Raw genomic sequence first — 19298 nt, forward strand, 5'->3', positions numbered from 1 at the left:
GGGCAGGACCGGGGCACCGGTCCTGCCCGGCGGCTCGCCGGAGCCCTGCACCGGCGGCCCCGGCTGCGGCTCGCGACGCTGCTCACGGCCCCGCTGCTCTGGCTCGTCCTCGCCTATCTCGGGTCCCTGGCCGCGCTGTTCCTGTCCGCGTTCTGGACGACCGACAGCTTCACCTCCGAGGTCGTCCGGATCTGGACCTCGCGGAACTTCGAGGAACTGGTCGCCTCCCCCGTCTACCGGACGGTCGCGCTGCGCACCGTCGGCGTCGCCCTCGCCGTGACCGCGCTCTGCGCCCTGATCGCCTTCCCGCTCGCCTTCTACACCGCCCGGGTGGCACCCGCGCGCCGTCGGCCGCTGTTCGTGGTAGCCCTGCTCATGCCGCTGTGGGCGGGCTATCTGGTCAAGGTGTACGCGTGGCGGCTGATCCTTTCCGAAGGCGGTCCGCTGGACTGGGCGCTCCGGCCGTTCGGCCTGAGCGGGCCGGGATACGGGCTCACGGCCACGGTGCTCGTCCTGACGTACCTCTGGCTGCCGTACATGGCGCTGCCGATCCATACGGCGCTCGTCCAGCTGCCCGACAGCCTGCTGCACGCCTCGGCCGACCTCGGCGCCCGGGCGGGGCGCACCTTCGTCTCCGTCGTCCTGCCGATGGTGTGGCCTGCGGTCGCCGCCGGGTCGGTCTTCACCTTCTCGCTGAGCCTCGGCGACTACATCACGGTGCAGATCGTCGGCGGCAAGACCCAGCTGATCGGCAACCTCGTCTACTCCAACGTCACCCTCAACCTGCCGCTGGCCGCCGCGCTCGGCACCGTGCCGGTCGCCGTCATCGTGGTGTACCTGCTCGCGGTGCGGCGCTCCGGCGCGCTGCGCAGCCTGTGACCGGCCGGAAGGACCGCGACCGATGAACCTCTCCCGTCCCGCGCGGATCGCGCTGCGCACCGCGGCCGGCCTCGGCTTCGCGGCGATCTACCTGCCGCTGCTGCTCGTGCTGCTCGGCTCGCTCAACCCCGACCGGTCGGCGAGCTGGCCACCACCCGGGCTCACGCTCGACTGGTGGGCGGCGGCCTGGGACAACGAGGGCGCCCGCGCGGCCCTCTGGACGTCGGTGAAGGCGGGGCTCTCGGCGACGGCGGTGGCGCTGGTGCTCGGCACGCTGATCGCCTTCGCGGTGCAGCGCCACGCGTTCTTCGGGCGCGAGGCCGTCTCGTTCGCCGTGGTGCTGCCGATCGCGCTGCCCGGCATCGTCACCGGCATCGCCCTCAACTCCGCGTTCGGCACGGTCCTCGAACCCCTCGGGGTGGGCCTCGGGATGTTCACCGTGGTCGTGGGCCACGCGACGTTCTGCATCGTGGTGGTCTTCAACAACGTGGTGGCCCGGCTTCGCAGACTCCCCGGCTCGTACGAGGAGGCCGCCATGGATCTCGGCGCGCACACCTTCCGCACCTTCTGGGACGTCACGTTCCCGCTGCTGCGGTCGGCTCTCCTCGCGGGCGGCCTGCTCGCCTTCGCCCTCTCCTTCGACGAGATCGTGGTGACCACGTTCACGGCGGGGCCCGGGGTGGAGACCCTGCCGGTGTGGATCTTCAACAACATGACCCGCCCTCAGCAGGCTCCGGTGGTCTCCGTGGTGGCCGCGGCGCTCGTCCTGCTCTCGGTCGTGCCGATCTACGCGGCCCAGCGGCTCTCGTCGGACACGGCGGGCGGCGGGCGGGTCTGAGTCCTGCGTCGAACGCGCCCACCCCGCCCCGCCGTTCCACGCGGCGCGTCGGCCACCCCGCTGCTACCTTTCCGAAATGCGCAGCTTGTACGAGTTTCAGGGGAGGCGTGGCGCGGTCGCCACGGGGAGCGGGCGCTTGTGGTGAGGCACCCCCGCTTCGATCCGGGTTCCCGCTTCGATCTGCGCACCCTCGCCCGGCGGGCCGCATCCCTGCGGCCGCTGCGGGGCGGCGGCACCGTCACCCTGCCGGAGGCCGAGGACGCGGGCCGGGAGCGGCTCCGGGACCTCGCCTCGCTGCTGTGCGAGCTCGGCGCCTACCTGCTGCGGGCCGGGGAACGGACGGCCGAGGTGGAGGGCACGCTGCACGACGTGGCGGCCCGCTACGGCATGCGGGTGCGCTCCTTCGTGGTCCCCACCGGGCTCTTCGTCCGGGTCGGCGGCGGCCCCGACGGGCGGGGCGGCGAGCTGGACTTCGCCCCGGTCGAGGGGCCGGACCTGCGGCTGGACCAAGTGGAGGCGCTGCAGTCGCTGGTGGAGCGGATGCGCGCCGAGCAGGTGCCCTTCGAGGACGCACGGCGCTCGCTCCGGGAGGTCCGCGAGCGCCCCGAGCGGTTCAGTCCGGCCACTACCGTCCTCGGCTACGTGCTGCTCACCGTCGGCCTGGGCGTGATGCGGCACGCGACCGTGCCGGCCGTCGTCGGGTACGCGGTGCTCGGCGCGGCCGTCGGTCTGCTCCGGCTCTTCGGCGACCGGCTCCCGGCGGCCCGCACCGCCCTGCCCGTGGTCGCTGCCATCCTCGTGACGACCGCCTCCCTGCACTGGGCCGGACCGCTCCTGCACGAGGAACCCGCGGTCCTGTACGTCCCGCCGCTGATCGCCTTCCTGCCGGGTGCCGCGCTGACCCTCGGGGCCATCGAACTCGCCACCGGGGCGGCCCTGTCGGGCATGGCCCGGTTGGCCGGGGCCGTGAACGTCCTGCTGCTCCTGGCGCTCGGCATCCTGGTCGGCACCGAACTCCTGCGGCCCCGGCCTGCGGGCGGGCCCGCGGCCGGCCCGCTGGGCGCCTGGGCTCCGTGGGCGGGCGTGCTGCTGCTCGGCTTCGGATTCCTGCTGTACTTCTCCGCTCCGCCCCGGGTGACGCCGTGGCTGCTGGGCGCGCTGCTCGTCGAGCGGTTCGTGCAGTCGGTGGCCTCCGAGTTCGGCGGCACGACCTTCGGAGCGTTCGCCGCCGGCATGCTGCTGCCGCCGATGGCGAGCTGGATCTCGCGCCACTCGCACACGCCGGACCAGGTGGTGTTCCTGCCCTGCTTCTGGCTGCTGGTGCCCGGCGCGGTCGGCCTCACCGGCGTCTCCGAGATCATCGTGGCCGGGGACACCGGCGGCGGCCTGGACAGCCTGGTCGGCACGGTGATCACCGTCGCCGCCATCGCCCTGGGCGTCCTCGTGGGCGCCGGTCTCCAGCGGCGCCCACGGCTGAGCCTCGGCGAGCCGGCACCGGCGTCGCCCTTGCCCGAGCCGGACGGCGACACGACGGGCGAGAAGCCGCCGGCCTGAGCCGGTTCGGGCGAAGCCCCGGGCTCAGCGGGGCTTCTTCGTCCATTCGAGGGTCACCCGCAGGCTGGCGTTCGCGCTGCCCTGGACGACGAGCGCCGTCAGCCTGCCCGCGTTCAGACCGAGCTGGCAGCCGAACTCGACGGTCGCGCGGTCCGGAGCGGCCTGGTGGAGCGCCTCGCCGATCTGCCCCGCGAAGGAGGACAGTGCTTCGGTGACCGCGGAGAGGTCGGGCAGGCGGTCGCCGAGCCCTTCGAGTTCGGAGTCGGGGCCGAGGCGGCGCGCCTCCACGAAGAGGGTCGCGTCCCCGACCTCGACCTCGGTGACGTCCGGCATGAGGCTCCCTACGGTCGGCGGGGGCGGGCAGGACGCCAGTATCACCGAGGTGTACGGGGCCGGGGGTGCCCGCCGGGCCGTCGGCGTGGCGCGGCCGTGGCTCCCGTCCGGGCCGCCCTTCGCCCCTGCGGCGCGGACCTGGTCCGCCCGTTCACAGGTCCGCCCGTTCACAGGTCCGGGCGGAGGGCGCCGGCGGCGGGTCCGGCCGCTGCGACGGCGGCGCCGGGGGCGAGGGCGCTGCCCCGCTGCCACTCGGGCCAGCTGAGGTTCCAGTCGCCGAAGCCGTTGTCGAACGGTGTCATGGGCTGCCCGTACCCGTGGACGACGCGGACGAGGTCGCCCTCGCGGACGGTGCCGAACAGCCAGGCGGCGTCCTCGGTGCTCATGCCGGTGCAGCCGTGGCTGACGTTCTCCCTGCCCTGCGCGTCGACGGACCAGGGGGCGGCGTGCAGGTACTCGCCGCTCCACGTCACCCGGGTGGCCCAGCGGACCTTGAGGTCGAAGTAGTCCCGGCTGCCGCGGGCGATCCCGATGGAGTCGCCGCGCATGTGGACGAGCGGCTCCTTGCCGAGGACGACCTTGGTGCCGCCCCGCGTCCGGTAGCCGGCCTTGCCGGTGGTGACCGGGAAGGCGCGGAGCAGCTGTCCGTCGCTGAACACCGACATCCTGAGGGCGGAGACGTCGGTGACGGCCTCGACCCGGGCGCCGGTGGTGAAGGTCAGCGGGCGCGAGGGGCCGCCGTGGAGTCCGCCGGCGATCCGGGCCCCGGCGAGTCCGCTGTGGACGCGCACGATGGCGTGGGAGGGCCAGTAGGTGCGGGGCCGGTAGTGGAGGGTGCGGGGGTCGACCCAGTACCAGGCGCCCTCGACATGGGGTTCGGCGCGTACGTCGAGGGCGCGTTCGACCGCGCGGCGGGCGCCCGGGGCGTCGGCGGGCACCGGGTGGCTGAGCTCGGCCGTGATCGGCTGCCCCACGCCGTAGGTGCCGCCGTCCTCGGGTCCGAAGGCGACGGTGAGCCGATCCCCGGCGGGCGCCGCGGGGGTACGGAACTCCAGGCGGGCGAGGTCGCGACGGGGGCCGCGGCCGCGGGGCCGTTCGACGACGAGGCGGGCCGCGAAGCGGCCCCCGGCGGGGAGCGCCGTCACGCTGGTCCACCGGGTGCCGTCGGCGCTCGGCGTGCCGGCGACCCTGCGGCCGCGCTGGTCGGTGACGGTGACGTCGGCGAGCCTCCCGGCGGTGCGCAGCGTGAGTTCGACCGGGCCCGACGCCCGCGCGTCGAGCGCGACGGGAGCGCCGGTGAGCACGGGGCCGCCGCTGAGCACGACCGTGTGCCGGGGCACGGAGCAGATCCCGCCGGCGATGACGCAGCCGTCGACGGTGACGACGGCGCCGGGGTCGGGGGCGGAGTGGGGGCCCGCGTCCCGGCCCGGGGGCGCCTGGGCGGCCGTACCGACGAGTACGGCTCCGACCGCCAGGGACAGCGCTCCCCACCCCCGTGCGTACCTGCGTGACGACACGTCGGACACCCTCCCCTTCCGGACGACGACGCCGGCGTTCGGTGCCGACCCGATCATCAAAACGGACAAAAGGAGAAAAAGATGATCAAGGCGCCGGGCGTGGCGGGCTAGTGGCGGGCGAGACGACTCGAATGGGTCAGCGGGCGGGCTCGGGAAGCTCCTCGCCGGTCTCCAGGAGGGACTTGAGGCTGGCGATCAGCGCGGGCCATCCCTCGCCGATCAGCGCCTTGATGGTTCCGTCGGGCTCCAGGTCCCCGTGCGTGACCGTGAGTTTGACGATGTCGCCGGAGGGCTCGATCACGAAGGTCACGCGGGACCTGCGCTCGGCGGCGAGCCGTTCGTAGACGTCGTCGTCGAGGCGGACGGCCTCCGCCCAGGCGGGGGTGAAGGTGTGCCAGGTGTACGAGAGGAGACGGCCGGGCTCGGCGGCGAGGACGACCTGCTCGGGGTCGGCGGTGCGGCGCCCTCCCTCGTCCCAGACCATCGGGGCTCCGGGCGTCCACTCGGTCTCGAAGGCCACGCCCCAGTACCGCCGGGTGAACTCGGGGTCGGTGAGTGCCTGCCAGAGCTCGTCCGGGGTCGTCCGGATGTAGGTGGTGTAGACGAACGAGTCGCTGTCCATCGCGCTGCCCCTCGGTTCTGCTCCCCCGCGGCCTGCCCCCTCTCCACCCTAGGCAGGCGCCTGACGGACCTGCCAGCGAAGGGCACCCGTCCGGCCCTCGGGGTGACGTAACGGTTGAATAGGTGCGGAGGAAACTATTCAACATGCTGCTAGCGTGTCCGGATGTCGCTCAAGCACGCCGTCCTCGCAGCTCTTCTGGAGGGCGAGGCATCCGGATACGACCTGGCCAAGATCTTCGACGTGTCCGTCGCCAACTTCTGGGCCGCCACCCCGCAGCAGCTCTACCGCGAGCTCGACCGCCTCGACGAGGCCGGGCTGATCACCGCCCGCGTCGTGGAGCAGGAACGGCGTCCCAACAAGCGGATGTTCAGCCTCACGGAACCGGGCCTGCGCGACCTCGCGGCCTACACGTCGACGCCGCCGCGCCCGAGCGCCGTCCGCGACGAGCTGATGGTCCAGGTGCAGGCCTGCGACGAGGGCGACACGGCGGCGGTACGCGGATTCGTGGCACGGCGGATGGAGACGGCCCGGGCCAAGCTGGCCCGCTACGACCGGCTGCGGGAGCGGATGCTCGACGGCCGGGACGAGGACTCCTACCTCGCCGAGGCGGAACGGATCGGCCCCTACCTGACGCTGATGCGCGGCCGGTTCTTCGAGGAGGAGAACCTGCGCTGGGGCGAGCGCGCCCTCGCGGTGCTCGACCTCCGCGCCGCCGCGCGGAACGGGGCGGCGGAAGGGGTCGAAGCGGCTCCTCGGAGCTGAAACGGCCCCAGCGGGCGGGAGCGTGATCCCACCCCCGCATACCCACCGGCCCTACCCTGCGGTAACGTCACCGACCGGCCACCGGAGGCGCCGGTGGCGTCGCGGGTACGGATCGGAGACGGGCTTCTATGAACGTCGGTGACCTCGTCGAGGACTTCAGCCTTCCGGACGAGACGGGCGCGGCGCGCTCCCTCACCGGCCTCCTTTCCGAGGGGCCGGTCGTCCTCTTCTTCTACCCGGCGGCGATGACGCCGGGGTGCACGGCCGAAGCCTGTCACTTCCGCGATCTCGCGGCCGAGTTCCGCGCCGTCGGCGCGCTGCCCGTCGGGATCAGCTCGGACGACGTGGAGCGTCAGCAGGAGTTCGCCGAGCGGCACTCCCTGGGCTACCCGCTGCTGTCCGACGTGGACGGCTCCATACGCGAACGGTTCGGCGTGAAGCGCGGCTTCTCGCTCGCCCCGACCAAGCGGGTCACGTTCGTCATCGGCCAGGACCGGCGGGTGCGCGAGGTCGTCCGCAGCGAGCTGCGGATGAGCGCCCACGCGGACCGCGCGCTGGCGGCCCTCCGCCAGGGCTGAGACCGCCTTCGGATCCCGAGGAGCTTCCGCTCCGTTCATCGTGCGGTCCGCCCCGCCCGGGGGCCGCCCCGGTACCGCTCGCGGTACGCGGCCTCCATCCGAACACGGCCCCGGGCGGCCCGCACGTCGAGCCGCCACGAAGTGCGGGGCCGCGAGGGCTGGGTGAGACTCGCTCCAACGCCAGGCCTCTCCCGGCCGGGCGGGAACGGAGTGCGCAGGAATGGACGACTACCCCCTCCTCAACGTCTTCTGGACCATGCTGTGGTTCTTCCTCTGGATCATGTGGCTCTTCCTGCTGTTCAAGGTGATCACCGACATCTTCCGCGACGAATCACTCCACGGCTGGGGCAAGGCGGGTTGGCTGATCTTCTGCATCCTGCTGCCCTACCTCGGGGTGCTGGTGTACGTCATCGCGCGCGGCAAGAGCATGGGGCAGCGTGACGTCAAGCAGGCCAGGGACAGCGAAGCCGCCTTCCAGGACTACATCCGCAAGACGGCGGGGTCGTCGCCCGGCGGCGGCAGCTCCACGGACGAGCTGGCACGGCTGGCCGAGCTGAAGGAGAAGGGCGCCATCACGCCCGAGGAGTTCGAGAAGGCAAAGGCCAAGGTCTTGGCCTGACCCGGCGGAAGAAGGGCGGGCAGAGGTGCGGAAGGAGGCCGGGGCGGCGCCGGACGACGGGCTCGCGGGCTCCCTGCTGCGCGAAGTCGCGGCTGAGCCCGGCAGGCTCCCGGAGGCCCTGGCCTCCTTCGCCCTGCGCCACCTGGGTCCGGGCGCCGGACGCGCCGTCGAGCGCCTGCGGGCCGCTCACCCCGACGCCGACGCGGCGGCACTGAGAAGTCTGATCGTGGCGCGCGGAAGGCGGCGGGTGACCACCGAAGGGGCTTTCGTCGGCGGTCCGTTCATCCTGTTCATCCCCGTCGCGTTCTGCGGGGCCCTGCTGTCCCAGGTGCGGACGATCCTCGAACTCGCCGCCACCGAGGGGCGGGACACGACGGATCCGGAGCGCGCGGCGGAACTGCTCGTCCTCCAGGGCGTGTACGACGACACCGTGACGGCCCGCGCCGCGCTCAGCGTCACGCCGCACGACACGGGGCGTCCGGGACGCCGCGGGCTGGGACGCTGGGCCGCGCTGTGGTACCTGGTGATGAGGATGGCGCGGCTCCTCGGGCTGATGACACCGGACTCGGGCACCGCGCGGTGGTTCGTCCGGGTGGCGCAGTACGCGCTGGCGATCGGCGTCTTCCTCGTCGGCCTGGTGGCGCCCCTCGTCTGGCTGCCGTACCTGGCGGTCTCGTACTGGAAGGCCACCACACGCCTGATGGAGCGGGCCACCCTCTTCTACGTCGGCACCGTCGACCTTCGCATCCCGCGCACCGTCCGGGTCGACCCGGCCATGGGTCTGGCGACGCTGCGCGCCGTCGGTTCCCTGATCCTGCCCGCGATCGCGGTCCTCGTGGTCGTCACCGCGGACCTCCGGATCGCGGGCGGACGGTGGCCGGTGCTCGGGATCGTGCTGACGTCCAGCTGTCTGTTCACCGGCGGCTGGTGGGTGTGGCGGCGCCACAAGCGGAGGCGTGAACCCACCCCTTAATACGCAGCCCGGATACCGCTTTGATACGGTCGGACCGTGAGGCTGACGAAGTTCACCGACCTGGCGCTCCGCGCCGTGATGCGCCTGGCGGTCACCGCACCGGAGGAGTCCGTCACCACCCGCGAGGTGGCGGCGTCGATGGACGTGCCCTACGCCCACATGGCGAAGGTGGTCACCCGGCTCCAGCACCTCGGCGTGGTCGAGGCGCGGCGCGGGCGGGGTGGCGGCCTGGCTCTGACGGAGCTGGGCCGGCGTTCCTCGGTGGGATGGCTCACCCGCACCCTGGAGGGCGACGAGGAGGTCGTCGCCTGCGAGGGCGATCCACCGTGCCCGCTGCGCACCGCGTGCCGGCTGCGGGGGGCGCTGCGCGAGGCCCAGGAGGCGTTCTACCGCGCGCTCGATCCGCTGACCGTGGCCGAGCTCGTGACCTCGCCGACCGGCCCTCTGCTGCTCACCCTCACCCCACGCCCCACCCCCTGAACCGTGGCGCCTCCGGGCATCACTCGACCCCGCACACCGTTTAATACGCAGATCATCTACCAGATTGAGGTTCCCATGCTGTCCGAGCAGGCCGTCCCGGTCGTCCGCGCCACCCTGCCCGCCGTCGGCGGTGCGCTCGACCAGATCACCGAGCGGTTCTACGGGCGTCTCTTCGATGCCCACCCCGAGCTCCTGCGCGACCTGTTCAACCGGGGCAACCAGGCCAACGGCGAACAGCGGCAGGCACTCGCCGGCTCCATAGCCGCCTTCGCCGTCGCCCTGCTGGAGAACCCCGACAGCCGACCCGACGCCATGCTGGCGCGGATCGCCCACAAGCACGCCTCGCTCGGCGTGACCTCCGAGCAGTACAAGGTCGTGCACGAGCACCTCTTCGCCGCGATCGTCGAGGTGCTCGGCGAGGCCGTCACTCCGGAGGTCGCCCAGGCCTGGGACGAGGTGTACTGGCTGATGGCGAACGCGCTCATCGCCGTGGAGGCCCGCCTCTACCAGGAGTCGGGCGTGCCCGAGGGCGAGGTCTGGCGGACGATGGAGATCGCCGAACGCCACGAGGAGACGGCCGACACGGTGTCCTTCACCCTGCGGCACACCGACGGCACCCCCACGGCCTCGTTCCGACCCGGCCAGTACGTGAGCGTCCGCGTCGCACTGCCCGACGGCGCCCGGCAGATCCGCCAGTACAGCCTGTCCGCCGCGCCGGGGCGCCCGCAGTGGCGGATCACCGTCAAGCGCGTCGACGGCGACCCGGCGGGCGAGGTCTCCTCCTGGCTGCACGCCCACACCCGCGCCGGTGACACGGTGGAGGTGTCGGTCCCGTTCGGCGACCTCGTGCTGCCCGAGGACCAGAGCCCGCTGCTGCTCGCCTCCGCCGGCATCGGCAGCACCCCGATGCTGGCGATGCTCGACCACCTCGCGGCCACCGGTTCGACCCGCCCGGTCGCGGTCGTGCACGCCGACCGCTCTCCCGCGTCCCACGCGCACGCCGACGAGCTGCGGCGCCTGGTCGGCGCGCTCCCCCAGGGCACGCTGCACCTCTGGTACGAGGAGCCGGGCGACTCCGGCGCCCACCCGGGCCGCGCGGACGTCACGACGCTCGATCTGCCGGCGGGCACGACCGCGTACCTGTGCGGGCCGCTGCCCTTCCTGCGCGCGGTGCGCGGCGACCTCCTCGGCGGCGGCACCCCGGCGGCCGACATCCACTACGAGGTCTTCGGCCCTGACCTGTGGCTCGGCGCCGAAAGCTGACCTCACCACACCACAGCACCTTCGATCCCTGTGTGCCATAGCGCTTCCGCTGCGGATACTGCATAGTGAGGCCCAAATCGGCCTCGCAATCAGCGGGTCCGCAGCGAATGGACGGAAGCGATGGGATCGTTCGGATCAGCAGTCGGCGCCCCGGGCACGGGGCGACCGGTGCGGGGGATCGCCCTCGACATCGGCAGCTCCCGCACCCGCGCCTGGGCGCCGGGCGCGGGCGTCTTCGCGGACGTGCCGAGCGGTCCGGTGCGGCGCGGCCGCGTCACCGACGCCGCGTCCCAGCTCCGACTGCTGCGCCGACTGACCGCTTCGGCCCCGGGCGACAGCGCGCACGACACCGTCGTGATGCTCACCCACCCGGTCCTCGCCGGCCCCGAGGAGCGGGACGCGGCGCGCCGCATGGCGGACGATCTCGGCGCCGTACGCGTGATCGCCGTGGACAGCGCCCGCGCCGCGGCGGCGTACGCGGCACCGCCCGGCGGCGGCCCGCTCCTCGTCGTGGACCTGGGCGCCCAACTGACCGAGGTGACCCTCGTCGTGGACGGGCTCGTCCAGGACGCCCGGCTCGCCGAGGTGGGGGTCGACGACGTGCCGGAGTCCGGCCGGGTGCCGGACGAGATCGCCGGCACGGCCGCCGACATGGTGAGCGACCTGTGGCGGCACGACGGCACCGGCGCGGTCCGCGGGGCGCTGCGCCGCGGCGTCCTGGTGACCGGCGGCGGTGCCCTCCGCCTGGACGTGACCGCACGCCTGGCCCACCTCCTCCGCGCCCGCCTCCGACTGGCGAACGACCCGGTGACCAGCGTCGTGCGCGGCGCCGGCCTGATGCTCACCTCCGTCCTCCGCCACCCGGCGGGCCCTCTCGCCCGGAGCTGACCCGTCGGGCAGGCCTCCACGGCACGGGTCCCGGACGGGCGCGGGGGTCCGGCCCCGTCCGGGCGTGGTGGGTGCCGGTCAGCAGCCGGTCGACCAGATGTGGGAGTCGCCTCGGTCGTTGGCCGCGCCGTTGTAGCCGACCTCCTGCCCGGGGGCGAGACAGATGGTCATGCTGCCGCCCTGCCATGCGCTGTCGTAGACCCTGACGTGGTCCTTGATGCCCGGTCCCGAGATGCCGTGGTTGGCCCACGAGGAGTCGGTGTCGGAGATCCAGCTCTCCCACCAGCCGTCGTCCCCGCTCCAGTTGGCGCGCTGGCCGCCGAAGTTCGCCTCCTGCCAGACGCAGAACTCTCCGCTGGGGCATTCGGCCGCCCCGGCGGAGCCGGCCAGGGCAAGGCCGGCGGTGGTGGCCAGGAGCGCGGCGGCGGCGAGGGCGAGAAGTCGCTTCACGAGAGGTGGGGCCTTTCTACGGGTGATCCGGACTCGGGCAGTTCGGCTGCCCGGCGCAGTGCGCGGTCGCGCAACTGCCGGTATGTGGTGAGTTCGTCCCGGTGCAGGGTGCGCAGCTCGACCAGCTCGACGGCCTCCAGCCGCTTCCGCACCTCGTCGAGCCCGCTTTCGCGGCCGCAGCGGGCGGCGACTGCCGGGTCGGGGCGGTCGGGACGGGGACGGTCGGTCGGGGTCGCGCACCGGGTCCAGCGGGCGAGCGCCGCGCGGTGGGCGGGGTCGGTGCGCATACGGGCCTGCGCCTCGGCCCGGAGGTTGTCGACGGTGACCTGGGCCCGGAACCAGCGCCGCTGGTCGCCGTAGAGCCGCTCCTTCGCCGTGGCGAGGCAGCCGTCCTCGTGGGCGGTGACGGTGGCGCCCGTGGCGAGGGTGACGGAGAGTTCGCGCGGGCCGGCGCCGAAGAGCGCCGCTTGCAGCACACGGTCCTCGTCCGGCGCGCGGGGCCTGGCCGAGAGGGTGATCCCCCGGCCGCTCAGGCAGTCGACGGCGAGGCGGTGCTCCGCGGACCTGAGCAGCTCGTCCTGCGCGGCCCGACCGACCGGCACCCCCGGGGGCCCTGCCCCTCCCGGCCCGACGACGGTGCACCCCGAGAGCATCAGCGAGGCGGCGGCGGTGACCACGGCGCGGCGGGTGCGGCCGGCGGTGCGAAACATGGTGTCCCCCTTCGATCGTCCCTGGCCGGAGCGGCCTGAGGGTGATCGTCAGGCGGCCCGGGGTGATCACTTCCCGGGGGATCCGCCACCATGCCGAGGGTCACTCGAACGAGTCGAACGCGCCGGGGTGCGCGCCTCCAGGGCGCCGTCGGAGTGCCGCGCGCACGGCGTCCGGGAACGACAAAGCCCCGGTTGGACGGGGGATTCCAACCGGGGCCGATCGCCGTGACGACGAAGAGCGGTCACCTCCGGGGGGGACCTTGGGGACCGGGCCCCTTCGCAGTCACATACGTATGAACGGTAGACCTCTCCCGAATGTTCCGAGAGGTCCCGGGTGGGCGATGTGAGTCACCTCACCCCGTTTCGACAGGTGTTCTCAGTCCCTCTCGGGGCGGTAGACGGCGCCCGGCTCGGCCTTCCCGGGGGCGAGGAGCTCCGGCACCGTCACGAAGGTGAAGCCGCGCAACTTGAGCTCGTCGATGATCGAGGGGACGGCCGGGACCGTTCCGTCGTATATGTCGTGGAGGAGGATGATCCCGTCTCCGTGCGCCTGCTCGAGGACGCGCTTCCGTATGAGCGCCGAGTCGGTGGTGGAGTAGTCCTTGGCCGTGATGCTCCAGAGGACCTGCGCGAGCCCGAGCTCCCGGCTGACCTCGGACACCGTGTCGTCGGTCCTGCCCTGCGGCGGGCGCATGAGGGTGGGCTTGCGGCCGGTGATCTTCTCGACGGCGTCCTGGGTGCGCGACAGCTCGTCGCGCACCTCGGCGGCGTCGAGGTCGGTCAGGATCCGGTGGCTCCAGGTGTGGTTGGCGACCTCGTGCCCCTCGTCCGCGATCCGCTTGACCACCTCGGGGTAGCGGTTCACGTGCTTGTTGCCGAGCAGGAAGAACGTGGCCGGGACCTGCTTCTCCTTGAGGATGTCGAGGAGCCTGGGGGTGTCCTCACCCGGCCCCGCGTCGAAGGTGAGCGCGATGCACTTCACCTTGGCGCAGTCGACACGGCGGGGAGTCGAACCCGCCTTGTCGTCCGTCCCCGCCTCGCCCCGGGCGTCCTGCGGCGTGACCGTGTCGACTCCGCAGGCGCCGAGCGTCAGCATCAGCGCCGCGGCGGCGAGCAGGGCGGTGGCCGTTCCCCCGCGTCGGCCCGTCCTGGATCGGAACATGGTGGATCCCGCTTTCCCCGTAGTGGCTTCGGTACAGCCGCGACAACCGCCTGGTCAGGGCGGTGCTCACGACCGCCGCGAACTCTACACACGGTGTATACCGGGGAAATCGGCGGGGTCAGCCGAGTGAGCCCATGGGCACGGGAACCCATGGGCGAACGAGAGAAAGCGAGAACGAGAGAACGGGAGAGCGGACGACTGCGCGAACCGACACACGGACGACGAGGACACGGGCACACGGGCACACGGGCACACGTGAACCCCGGGCGGGGCCCGTCCGCTCCGTCCGGGGTATCCGTGCCGCCCGCTCAGCGGGAGGCGAGCAGCAGGCGGGCCTCGGTCTCCTGGTCGCCGGAGACGGCCTGCGAGGACTGGATGTCGAAGCCCGTGGCGAGCACCTTCTGGACTTCGTCGACGGCGCGGTACCCACCGGTCAGGGTGGCGCCGACCAGGGCGGTCAGACGGGTGGGAGCCACCTCCTGGTGCCGCCCGCCGGCCGTGTCGAAGATGGCCGTCCAGACGGTGGGCGCCGGTCCCGTGGCCGTCTGCGGGTTCGGGGTGGCCGTGTCCTCCAGCTCATAGACGCTGTCGAGGACGTCGAAGACGGTCTGGGCGTCTTCCCGGCTGCAGTCGCACAGCTGCACGGTGACGTCGGTGTCGATGTGCAAGTCGTACACGTCGCTCATCTCCTCGCGGCCCGCCGGTCGCTCGTGGTGCCACACGGTCGTCGTACGCGGGCGCTCGTCGTGCCACGTCTCCAGCATCCCTCGCGGAACGCCGTCCCGCGAGGCCCGCTCCGCCGCTCAGCCCCGGCCGGTGATCCTGTCGACGGTGTCGGCCTCGGCGGCCGGTTTGTCGGGCCGGTGGCGTACGACGCGGGCGAAGCGGAGGGTGACGCCGGCCGGGTAGCGGGTCGATCGCTGGAGGCCGTCGTAGGCGATCTCCACGACGAGTTCGGGCCGCACCCGCACGGTGAACCCGTCGTCCGACTCGGCTAGGCCGCCGAGGCGTTCGGTCTGCCAGCGCAGCATCTCGTCGGTGAGTCCCTTGAACGTCTTGCCGAGCATGACGAACCCGCCTTCGGCGGTGCGCGCGCCGAGGTGGAGGTTCGACAGCAGACCCGTCCTGCGCCCGTGGCCGCGCTCGACGGCCAGGACGACGAGGTCGACCGTGTGGACGGGCTTCACCTTCAGCCACGTGCGTCCCCGGCGGCCTGCCGCATAGGGCGCCTCCAGCGCCTTCACGAGGACGCCTTCGTGTCCGCGTGCCAGCGTGTCGGCGAAGAACCTCTCGGCCGCCTCGATCTGCCCCGGGTCGGCCGGGTCGGTGACGACGGTGCGGCGCACCCGGTGGGACGCGGGCAGCAGCCGGGCGAGCATCTCCTGCCGTTCCCTACCGGGGCGGTCGATCAGGCCTTCGCCGTCCACCGCGAGGACGTCGAAGAAGACGGGTGTCAGCGGCACGGCGGCGTGCGCGCCGGCCACGTCCGTCCGGGAGCCGACGCGGGACGCGGTGGTCTGGAAGGAGACGGGGCGCCCGGTGTCCGGATCGAGCGCGATGACCTCGCCGTCCAGGATGAACCCGTCCGCAGGCACGGCCCGGGCGGTCGCGACCACCTCGGGGAGGCGGTCGGTGATGTCGTCGAGCGAGCGGGTGTGGACGCGGACGTCGTCGCCGAGACGGTGGACCTGGATGCGGAACCCGTCGAGTTTCTCCTCCACGGCGCACGGCCCCAGGGCCGCGACCGCCTCGCTCACCGAGCACGCCGTGTGGGCGAGCATGGGCTGCACGGGACCGCCCACCCTCAGCGTGAACCGGTCGAGGGCTGCGATCCCCTCGGCGAGCACCGCCTGGGCGACCGGCGGCAGCGACCCTTCGAGCATCACCGCGCGCCGCAGCTCGACGGCGGGCACGGTGGCCGCCCTCGCGACGCCCTCCAGCGCGATGGCGTCCAAGGCCCCCTGCCGCACCTCCCCGGTGAGCAGCCGCACCAGGAGCTCCTGTTCGTCGCGGGTGGCGGCGGCGAACAGCGCGCGGACGAGCCGGGCCCGCTCGGCCTTGGACCCGGCGCCGGAGACGGCGGCCAGTTCCGTCATCGCGGCGTCCACCCGGTCGAGGGTGAGCCCGGGTCCCCCGGCGGGTGGAACCGCCGGCGGGACGACGTCCTTGAGCACGCTCCAGCCGACGCCGATCCGCCCCTGCGGGAGCCGGCCCGACAGGTACGCGATGACGAGCGGGCTCTCGTCCGGCTCGGCCTCCGCGAAGAGTTCGGCGAGCAGACCGATCTTGCGGGAGCGCGCCGAGGCCGCGGCGACCTCCCGGGACACCTCCGCGACGCGGGCAAGGAGCATGGGCTCATCCTCCCCACACCCTGCCCCGGCCGCACCCCGGCCGCCGGCTCAGGGCCAGTTGACCGCCCGCCTCCCTCGTCGGGTCCGCCCGCCGTCGACCCTCCTCCCCCGGCGCAGTCGATCGAGAAGCCGCACCCGCGCCGGACGACCTGGTGGCCGGTCGGTCACCGGCGCAACCGGTTCAGGCAGCGAGCCGTGCTGGGGTACCGGCGGCGCGACGGTGGGCGGCGTCGGGGGAAGGGGCGGCATCGCCAGCGTCCTCGTGGCGTCACCGGGATCCGTTCTCCGCGCCCGCCGGACCGCAAGGCCGGGCGTGAGGGCACGTGTCCATCCGTCGTCGGCCGGCGCCGGCACTCGCGCCAGGGACTCGGTGGAGGCCGACCTCACGTCCGCGGCTGGAGCCCATACCGGGGCCGCGGCTGGGACCGAGGCCGGGACCGATACAGGGGCCGAAGCCGGGCGTGAGGCCGGGGTCGACGCTGGGGCCGAGACAGCGACCGTGGTCAAGGCGGTAGTCGGCGTCAGGGCTGCGGCGGGGGCCAGGGCCGTGACCGGAGCCAAGGCAGGTCCCGAAGCAACGACCGGACCCGACATCGCCGCAAGGCTCGGAGTCACGGCGGTGGCGGCGGTCACCGCGGTGACCGCAGTGACGCCTGTGATGCCTGTGACGCCAGGGACAGAGCCGCAGGTCTCTGGAAGCTCGCCGGGATACGGGGCCGACCGGCGGGCGCGCGCTTCGTCCAGGGCCAGGGCCAGGCTCATCCGGTGCCAGAGGATCTCGTCGGGCTCGTCCGCGCGCATGAGCCGCTCGGCGACATCGTGTGCGGCGGCGGCCACGGGCATCCCGGACGGCGGTGGTGGTCGCAGCCGGTCCAGGTGGGCGCGCTCGTAGGGGTCGTCGACGACTTCGGCCAGTTGGACGGGGTCGAGGAGGGAAGCGATGGCGGCGGCGCGGGCCCAGGGGTCGTCCGTGGCGCGGAGCAGGAGACCGACCCGACGGGCCCGCCAGTTCCTGGGCCGCCTGTCCTCGTGTGCGGCGAGGCGTTCGCGGAGGTCGAGGGGAAGTCGCCCGGCCAGCAGGGCCGGACACCGGCGGCCGAAGTCGGTGACCTCCTCGGCGAGGTACGTCCACACCACCGCGCGGTAGCGGTTCAGGGCGAACCGCACGGGGCTGAGGTGCCCCGTGCGAGCCAGCCTGGTGAAGCGCTCCGGGGTGATCGACAGGAGGTCAGCCGCCTCCCCCGTGCCGACCGTGCGCACGCGGTCGCGCAGGCCGGCGGGGAAATCGACTGCTGCCCTGAGGCGGTCGAGCTCGCACCGCTCGACACGCCTCCGTCCGCCCTCGCCCGTAGGCACCGTCCTCACCAGACCGAGCTGGACCGCGAGCCGGAACTCGTCGCGCCTCAGTTCCAGTTCCTGTGCGGCCCGCGCCGGTGTGACCGTGCGCGTCCCTTCGTCCACCGTCATCGTGTGGCCCTCCCCCGTGCGTCGCTGTTCTCTCCGTGCCGCGGATCCTTCGGACCCACAACGAGAAAGTAACGCAGAGTGACGACACTCGCACGAGCTGTGGACAACGCCCTGTGGACAACCGCCCCACGGAGAGCGCCCCGCAGCCGACCACCCGCGGACGGGCCGGACCGGCTACCGGGTAGAGCACCTCGTACCGAGTGGAGCACCTCGTACCAGGTGGACTACCGCCTACCGGTCTTCACCGCCCCTGTGTCAGAGCGCGTCGCCCGGCAGGCCGGGCTGCCGGGCAGCCACGCCGAGGTGCTCGCCTACGCGGTTGACCAGCAGGGTCATCTCGTAGGCCACCTGACCGACGTCCGCTTCCGCCGCGCTGAGGACGCACAGGCAACTGCCCTCGCCCGCCGCCGTCACGAAGAGCAGCGCCTCGTCGAACTCGACCATCGTCTGCCGGGCCCGGCCTGCTTGGAAGTGCCGGCCCGAGCCCCGGGCGAGGCTGTGCAGGCCGGAGGAGACGGCCGCCAGGTGCTCGGCGTCCTCTCGTACGAGCCCACTGCTCGCACCGGTCACCAGACCGTCGTTGGACAGCACCAGCGCGTGCCGTATGTACCCGACCCGCTGGGTCAGGTCGTCGAGGAGCCAGTCCAGGCCCTTGTCCAATGCCATCAGTGTTCCTCCCCCTGGGTGGTGCGTCCCCCGTCGACCCGGATTCCCGTGGTCCCCACGCCGCCGTGGTCCGCCGTATCGCCGCAAGCCTTACGTACTGTCGTGAACAGGGCAAGCACCCACCACGCCCGCGCGTGCCGTCGGGGGGTACGGCAGGGGGTCAGCCGACACTGTCCAGAAGTCGCGCGGTGTGCATCCGTCCCGCGTACTCGACGAGCCGGATGAGCACTTCCTTGCCGGAGTCGCGGTCGCGGGCGTCGCACAGGACGACGGGTGTGCCGCGGTCGAGGTCGAGGGCGAGGGAGACGTCGGCCGCGCCGTACGTACGCGCGCCCGTGAAGCAGTTGACGGCGACGACGAAGGGTATTTTCCGGTGCTCGAAGTAGTCGACCGCCGGGAAGCAGTCCTCCAGGCGGCGGGTGTCGGCTAGGACGACGGCTCCCAGGGCGCCCTGGGACAGTTCGTCCCAGAGGAACCAGAACCGGTCCTGGCCCGGCGTCCCGAAGAGGTAGAGGGAGAGTCCGGAACGGATGGTGATGCGGCCGAAGTCCATGGCGACGGTCGTGGTGGTCTTCTGGTCGACGCCCCCGGTGTCGTCGACCGTCTGGCCTGCGCGGCTGAGCTGTTCCTCGGTGCGCAGGGGCCGTATCTCGCTGACCGCGCCGACGAGTGTCGTCTTGCCCACGCCGAATCCGCCGGCGACGAGGATCTTCAGGGCGAGCGCGGAGGTGTCCGCGTCGTCGCACGCGCCGGTTCTTTCAGAGCGCTCGTAGGCCATCGATTACTTCCCTCAGGATTCTTTCGTCAGGGAGCTGTGCGGGCGGTACGGGCCTGCTGACGCGCACGAAGCCCGATTCGAGGAGGTCGCCGAGGAGGACCCTGACGACGCCGACGGGGAGGTCGGCGTCGGCGGCGAGTTCGGCCACCGACTGGGTCTCGGCCCGGCAGAGGGCGAGCAGGGACCGGTGCTCGGGCCCGAGGAGGGCCTCGTCCGCCGGTCCCGGCGGGTCGTCGTCCACGACGACGAGGGCGATGAGGTCGAACCGTACGTTGCTGGGCCCCGGCTTGGTGCGGCCGCCGGTCATCGCGTACGGACGGACGAGTGGTCCGGCGTCGGCGTCGTACCACTGACTGCCCGGCACGGACGGGCCGCCGCCGGTGCTGTCCTCGTTCATGGGTTTCTCCG

Annotated in this window: 22 protein-coding genes; 10 read left to right on the forward strand and 12 right to left on the reverse strand. The window is 73.0% G+C overall.

Annotation, left to right across the window (positions count from 1 at the left end; translation table 11 throughout):
- The 3 genes from ACFCY7_RS19235 to ACFCY7_RS19245 all read left to right on the forward strand — a co-directional run.
- A partial coding sequence (locus ACFCY7_RS19235) for an ABC transporter permease (RefSeq protein WP_376486541.1) occupies nt 1-879 on the forward strand: 879 nt, incomplete at its 5' end.
- Nucleotides 880-901: 22 nt separating this feature from the next.
- A complete protein-coding gene (locus ACFCY7_RS19240; protein WP_376486544.1) occupies nt 902-1717 on the forward strand; it encodes an ABC transporter permease in 816 nt (271 codons plus the stop codon).
- A gap of 138 nt (nt 1718-1855) precedes the next feature.
- Nucleotides 1856-3271: a threonine/serine exporter ThrE family protein gene (locus tag ACFCY7_RS19245; RefSeq protein ID WP_376486547.1), complete on the forward strand. Its 1416-nt coding sequence runs from the start codon at nt 1856-1858 to the stop codon at nt 3269-3271.
- Between the two features lie 24 nt (nt 3272-3295).
- On the opposite strand, the gene ACFCY7_RS19250 is transcribed toward ACFCY7_RS19245, so the two are convergent.
- From ACFCY7_RS19250 to ACFCY7_RS19260, 3 genes are all read right to left on the reverse strand, one after another.
- The gene (locus tag ACFCY7_RS19250) at nt 3296-3604 is read right to left on the reverse strand and encodes a CU044_2847 family protein (RefSeq protein WP_376486550.1); all 309 of its coding nucleotides are present in this window, start codon (nt 3602-3604) and stop codon (nt 3296-3298) included.
- A 167-nt stretch (nt 3605-3771) separates the two neighbouring features.
- Nucleotides 3772-5121 carry an Ig-like domain-containing protein gene (locus ACFCY7_RS19255; RefSeq protein ID WP_376486553.1) on the reverse strand — a complete coding sequence of 450 codons (1350 nt, stop codon included), beginning with the start codon at nt 5119-5121 and terminating at the stop codon, nt 3772-3774.
- A 136-nt stretch (nt 5122-5257) separates the two neighbouring features.
- A complete protein-coding gene (locus ACFCY7_RS19260; protein ID WP_376486555.1) occupies nt 5258-5743 on the reverse strand; it encodes an SRPBCC family protein in 486 nt (161 codons plus the stop codon).
- Between the two features lie 162 nt (nt 5744-5905).
- Here ACFCY7_RS19260 and ACFCY7_RS19265 point away from each other — a divergent pair, with 162 nt between their 5' ends.
- The 7 genes from ACFCY7_RS19265 (at nt 5906) to ACFCY7_RS19295 (ending at nt 11306) form a co-directional block, all read left to right on the forward strand.
- The gene (locus ACFCY7_RS19265) at nt 5906-6505 is read left to right on the forward strand and encodes a PadR family transcriptional regulator (RefSeq protein WP_376486558.1); all 600 of its coding nucleotides are present in this window, start codon (nt 5906-5908) and stop codon (nt 6503-6505) included.
- 128 nt (nt 6506-6633) lie between these two features.
- Nucleotides 6634-7083, forward strand: coding sequence for a peroxiredoxin (locus tag ACFCY7_RS19270; RefSeq protein ID WP_376486561.1), 450 nt, complete (start codon nt 6634-6636; stop codon nt 7081-7083).
- A gap of 220 nt (nt 7084-7303) precedes the next feature.
- Complete coding sequence (locus ACFCY7_RS19275) at nt 7304-7702, forward strand: SHOCT domain-containing protein (protein ID WP_376486564.1); 399 nt, start codon at nt 7304-7306, stop codon at nt 7700-7702.
- Nucleotides 7703-7727: 25 nt separating this feature from the next.
- A complete protein-coding gene (locus ACFCY7_RS19280; protein ID WP_376486566.1) occupies nt 7728-8675 on the forward strand; it encodes a hypothetical protein in 948 nt (315 codons plus the stop codon).
- 36 nt (nt 8676-8711) lie between these two features.
- On the forward strand, nt 8712-9155 hold the full coding sequence (locus ACFCY7_RS19285; RefSeq protein WP_376486568.1) for an RrF2 family transcriptional regulator: 444 nt from the start codon (nt 8712-8714) through the stop codon (nt 9153-9155).
- A 75-nt stretch (nt 9156-9230) separates the two neighbouring features.
- Nucleotides 9231-10418 carry a globin domain-containing protein gene (locus ACFCY7_RS19290; RefSeq protein WP_376486571.1) on the forward strand — a complete coding sequence of 396 codons (1188 nt, stop codon included), beginning with the start codon at nt 9231-9233 and terminating at the stop codon, nt 10416-10418.
- Between the two features lie 120 nt (nt 10419-10538).
- Complete coding sequence (locus ACFCY7_RS19295; protein ID WP_376486574.1) at nt 10539-11306, forward strand: rod shape-determining protein; 768 nt, start codon at nt 10539-10541, stop codon at nt 11304-11306.
- Between the two features lie 78 nt (nt 11307-11384).
- Here ACFCY7_RS19295 and ACFCY7_RS19300 read toward each other — a convergent pair whose 3' ends face one another.
- The 9 genes from ACFCY7_RS19300 to ACFCY7_RS19340 all read right to left on the reverse strand — a co-directional run bounded on the left by ACFCY7_RS19300 (nt 11385) and on the right by ACFCY7_RS19340 (nt 19287).
- Nucleotides 11385-11756 (reverse strand): peptidase inhibitor family I36 protein, encoded by a 372-nt coding sequence (locus tag ACFCY7_RS19300; RefSeq protein ID WP_376486577.1) that lies wholly within the window; start codon nt 11754-11756, stop codon nt 11385-11387.
- Nucleotides 11753-12466 carry a hypothetical protein gene (locus ACFCY7_RS19305; RefSeq protein WP_376486578.1) on the reverse strand — a complete coding sequence of 238 codons (714 nt, stop codon included), beginning with the start codon at nt 12464-12466 and terminating at the stop codon, nt 11753-11755. The genes ACFCY7_RS19300 and ACFCY7_RS19305 overlap by 4 nt, the downstream gene beginning before the upstream one ends.
- A gap of 376 nt (nt 12467-12842) precedes the next feature.
- Complete coding sequence (locus ACFCY7_RS19310) at nt 12843-13628, reverse strand: polysaccharide deacetylase family protein (protein ID WP_376486581.1); 786 nt, start codon at nt 13626-13628, stop codon at nt 12843-12845.
- Between the two features lie 308 nt (nt 13629-13936).
- A complete protein-coding gene (locus tag ACFCY7_RS19315; RefSeq protein WP_376486583.1) occupies nt 13937-14392 on the reverse strand; it encodes a hypothetical protein in 456 nt (151 codons plus the stop codon).
- A gap of 39 nt (nt 14393-14431) precedes the next feature.
- Nucleotides 14432-15979: an ATP-dependent DNA ligase gene (locus tag ACFCY7_RS19320; RefSeq protein WP_376486586.1), complete on the reverse strand. Its 1548-nt coding sequence runs from the start codon at nt 15977-15979 to the stop codon at nt 14432-14434.
- A 48-nt stretch (nt 15980-16027) separates the two neighbouring features.
- The gene (locus ACFCY7_RS19325) at nt 16028-17446 is read right to left on the reverse strand and encodes a DUF6397 family protein (RefSeq protein WP_376486588.1); all 1419 of its coding nucleotides are present in this window, start codon (nt 17444-17446) and stop codon (nt 16028-16030) included.
- 255 nt (nt 17447-17701) lie between these two features.
- The gene (locus ACFCY7_RS19330; RefSeq protein ID WP_376486591.1) at nt 17702-18112 is read right to left on the reverse strand and encodes a roadblock/LC7 domain-containing protein; all 411 of its coding nucleotides are present in this window, start codon (nt 18110-18112) and stop codon (nt 17702-17704) included.
- Between the two features lie 160 nt (nt 18113-18272).
- Nucleotides 18273-18890, reverse strand: a complete 618-nt coding sequence (locus ACFCY7_RS19335; protein WP_376486594.1) for an ATP/GTP-binding protein — start codon at nt 18888-18890, stop codon at nt 18273-18275.
- The gene (locus ACFCY7_RS19340; protein WP_376486595.1) at nt 18871-19287 is read right to left on the reverse strand and encodes a DUF742 domain-containing protein; all 417 of its coding nucleotides are present in this window, start codon (nt 19285-19287) and stop codon (nt 18871-18873) included. The genes ACFCY7_RS19335 and ACFCY7_RS19340 overlap by 20 nt, the downstream gene beginning before the upstream one ends.
- Nucleotides 19288-19298 lie beyond the last annotated feature (11 nt).

The organism is Streptomyces sp. NPDC056361, assembly GCF_042262805.1.
Lineage (GTDB): Bacteria > Actinomycetota > Actinomycetes > Streptomycetales > Streptomycetaceae > Streptomyces.

Excerpts from the sequence above, each read along its gene's own strand:
- ACFCY7_RS19240 (WP_376486544.1), top strand. The coding sequence starts at position 902 with ATGAACCTCTCCCGTCCCGCGCGGATCGCGCTGCGCACCGCGGCCGGC.
- ACFCY7_RS19250 (WP_376486550.1), bottom strand. The coding sequence starts at position 3,604 with ATGCCGGACGTCACCGAGGTCGAGGTCGGGGACGCGACCCTCTTCGTG.
- ACFCY7_RS19260 (WP_376486555.1), bottom strand. The coding sequence starts at position 5,743 with ATGGACAGCGACTCGTTCGTCTACACCACCTACATCCGGACGACCCCG.
- ACFCY7_RS19265 (WP_376486558.1), top strand. The coding sequence starts at position 5,906 with ATGTCGCTCAAGCACGCCGTCCTCGCAGCTCTTCTGGAGGGCGAGGCA.
- ACFCY7_RS19270 (WP_376486561.1), top strand. The coding sequence starts at position 6,634 with ATGAACGTCGGTGACCTCGTCGAGGACTTCAGCCTTCCGGACGAGACG.
- ACFCY7_RS19275 (WP_376486564.1), top strand. The coding sequence starts at position 7,304 with ATGGACGACTACCCCCTCCTCAACGTCTTCTGGACCATGCTGTGGTTC.
- ACFCY7_RS19290 (WP_376486571.1), top strand. The coding sequence starts at position 9,231 with ATGCTGTCCGAGCAGGCCGTCCCGGTCGTCCGCGCCACCCTGCCCGCC.
- ACFCY7_RS19295 (WP_376486574.1), top strand. The coding sequence starts at position 10,539 with ATGGGATCGTTCGGATCAGCAGTCGGCGCCCCGGGCACGGGGCGACCG.
- ACFCY7_RS19305 (WP_376486578.1), bottom strand. The coding sequence starts at position 12,466 with ATGTTTCGCACCGCCGGCCGCACCCGCCGCGCCGTGGTCACCGCCGCC.
- ACFCY7_RS19310 (WP_376486581.1), bottom strand. The coding sequence starts at position 13,628 with ATGTTCCGATCCAGGACGGGCCGACGCGGGGGAACGGCCACCGCCCTG.
- ACFCY7_RS19315 (WP_376486583.1), bottom strand. The coding sequence starts at position 14,392 with ATGCTGGAGACGTGGCACGACGAGCGCCCGCGTACGACGACCGTGTGG.
- ACFCY7_RS19320 (WP_376486586.1), bottom strand. The coding sequence starts at position 15,979 with ATGCTCCTTGCCCGCGTCGCGGAGGTGTCCCGGGAGGTCGCCGCGGCC.
- ACFCY7_RS19325 (WP_376486588.1), bottom strand. The coding sequence starts at position 17,446 with ATGACGGTGGACGAAGGGACGCGCACGGTCACACCGGCGCGGGCCGCA.
- ACFCY7_RS19330 (WP_376486591.1), bottom strand. The coding sequence starts at position 18,112 with ATGGCATTGGACAAGGGCCTGGACTGGCTCCTCGACGACCTGACCCAG.
- ACFCY7_RS19335 (WP_376486594.1), bottom strand. The coding sequence starts at position 18,890 with ATGGCCTACGAGCGCTCTGAAAGAACCGGCGCGTGCGACGACGCGGAC.
- ACFCY7_RS19340 (WP_376486595.1), bottom strand. The coding sequence starts at position 19,287 with ATGAACGAGGACAGCACCGGCGGCGGCCCGTCCGTGCCGGGCAGTCAG.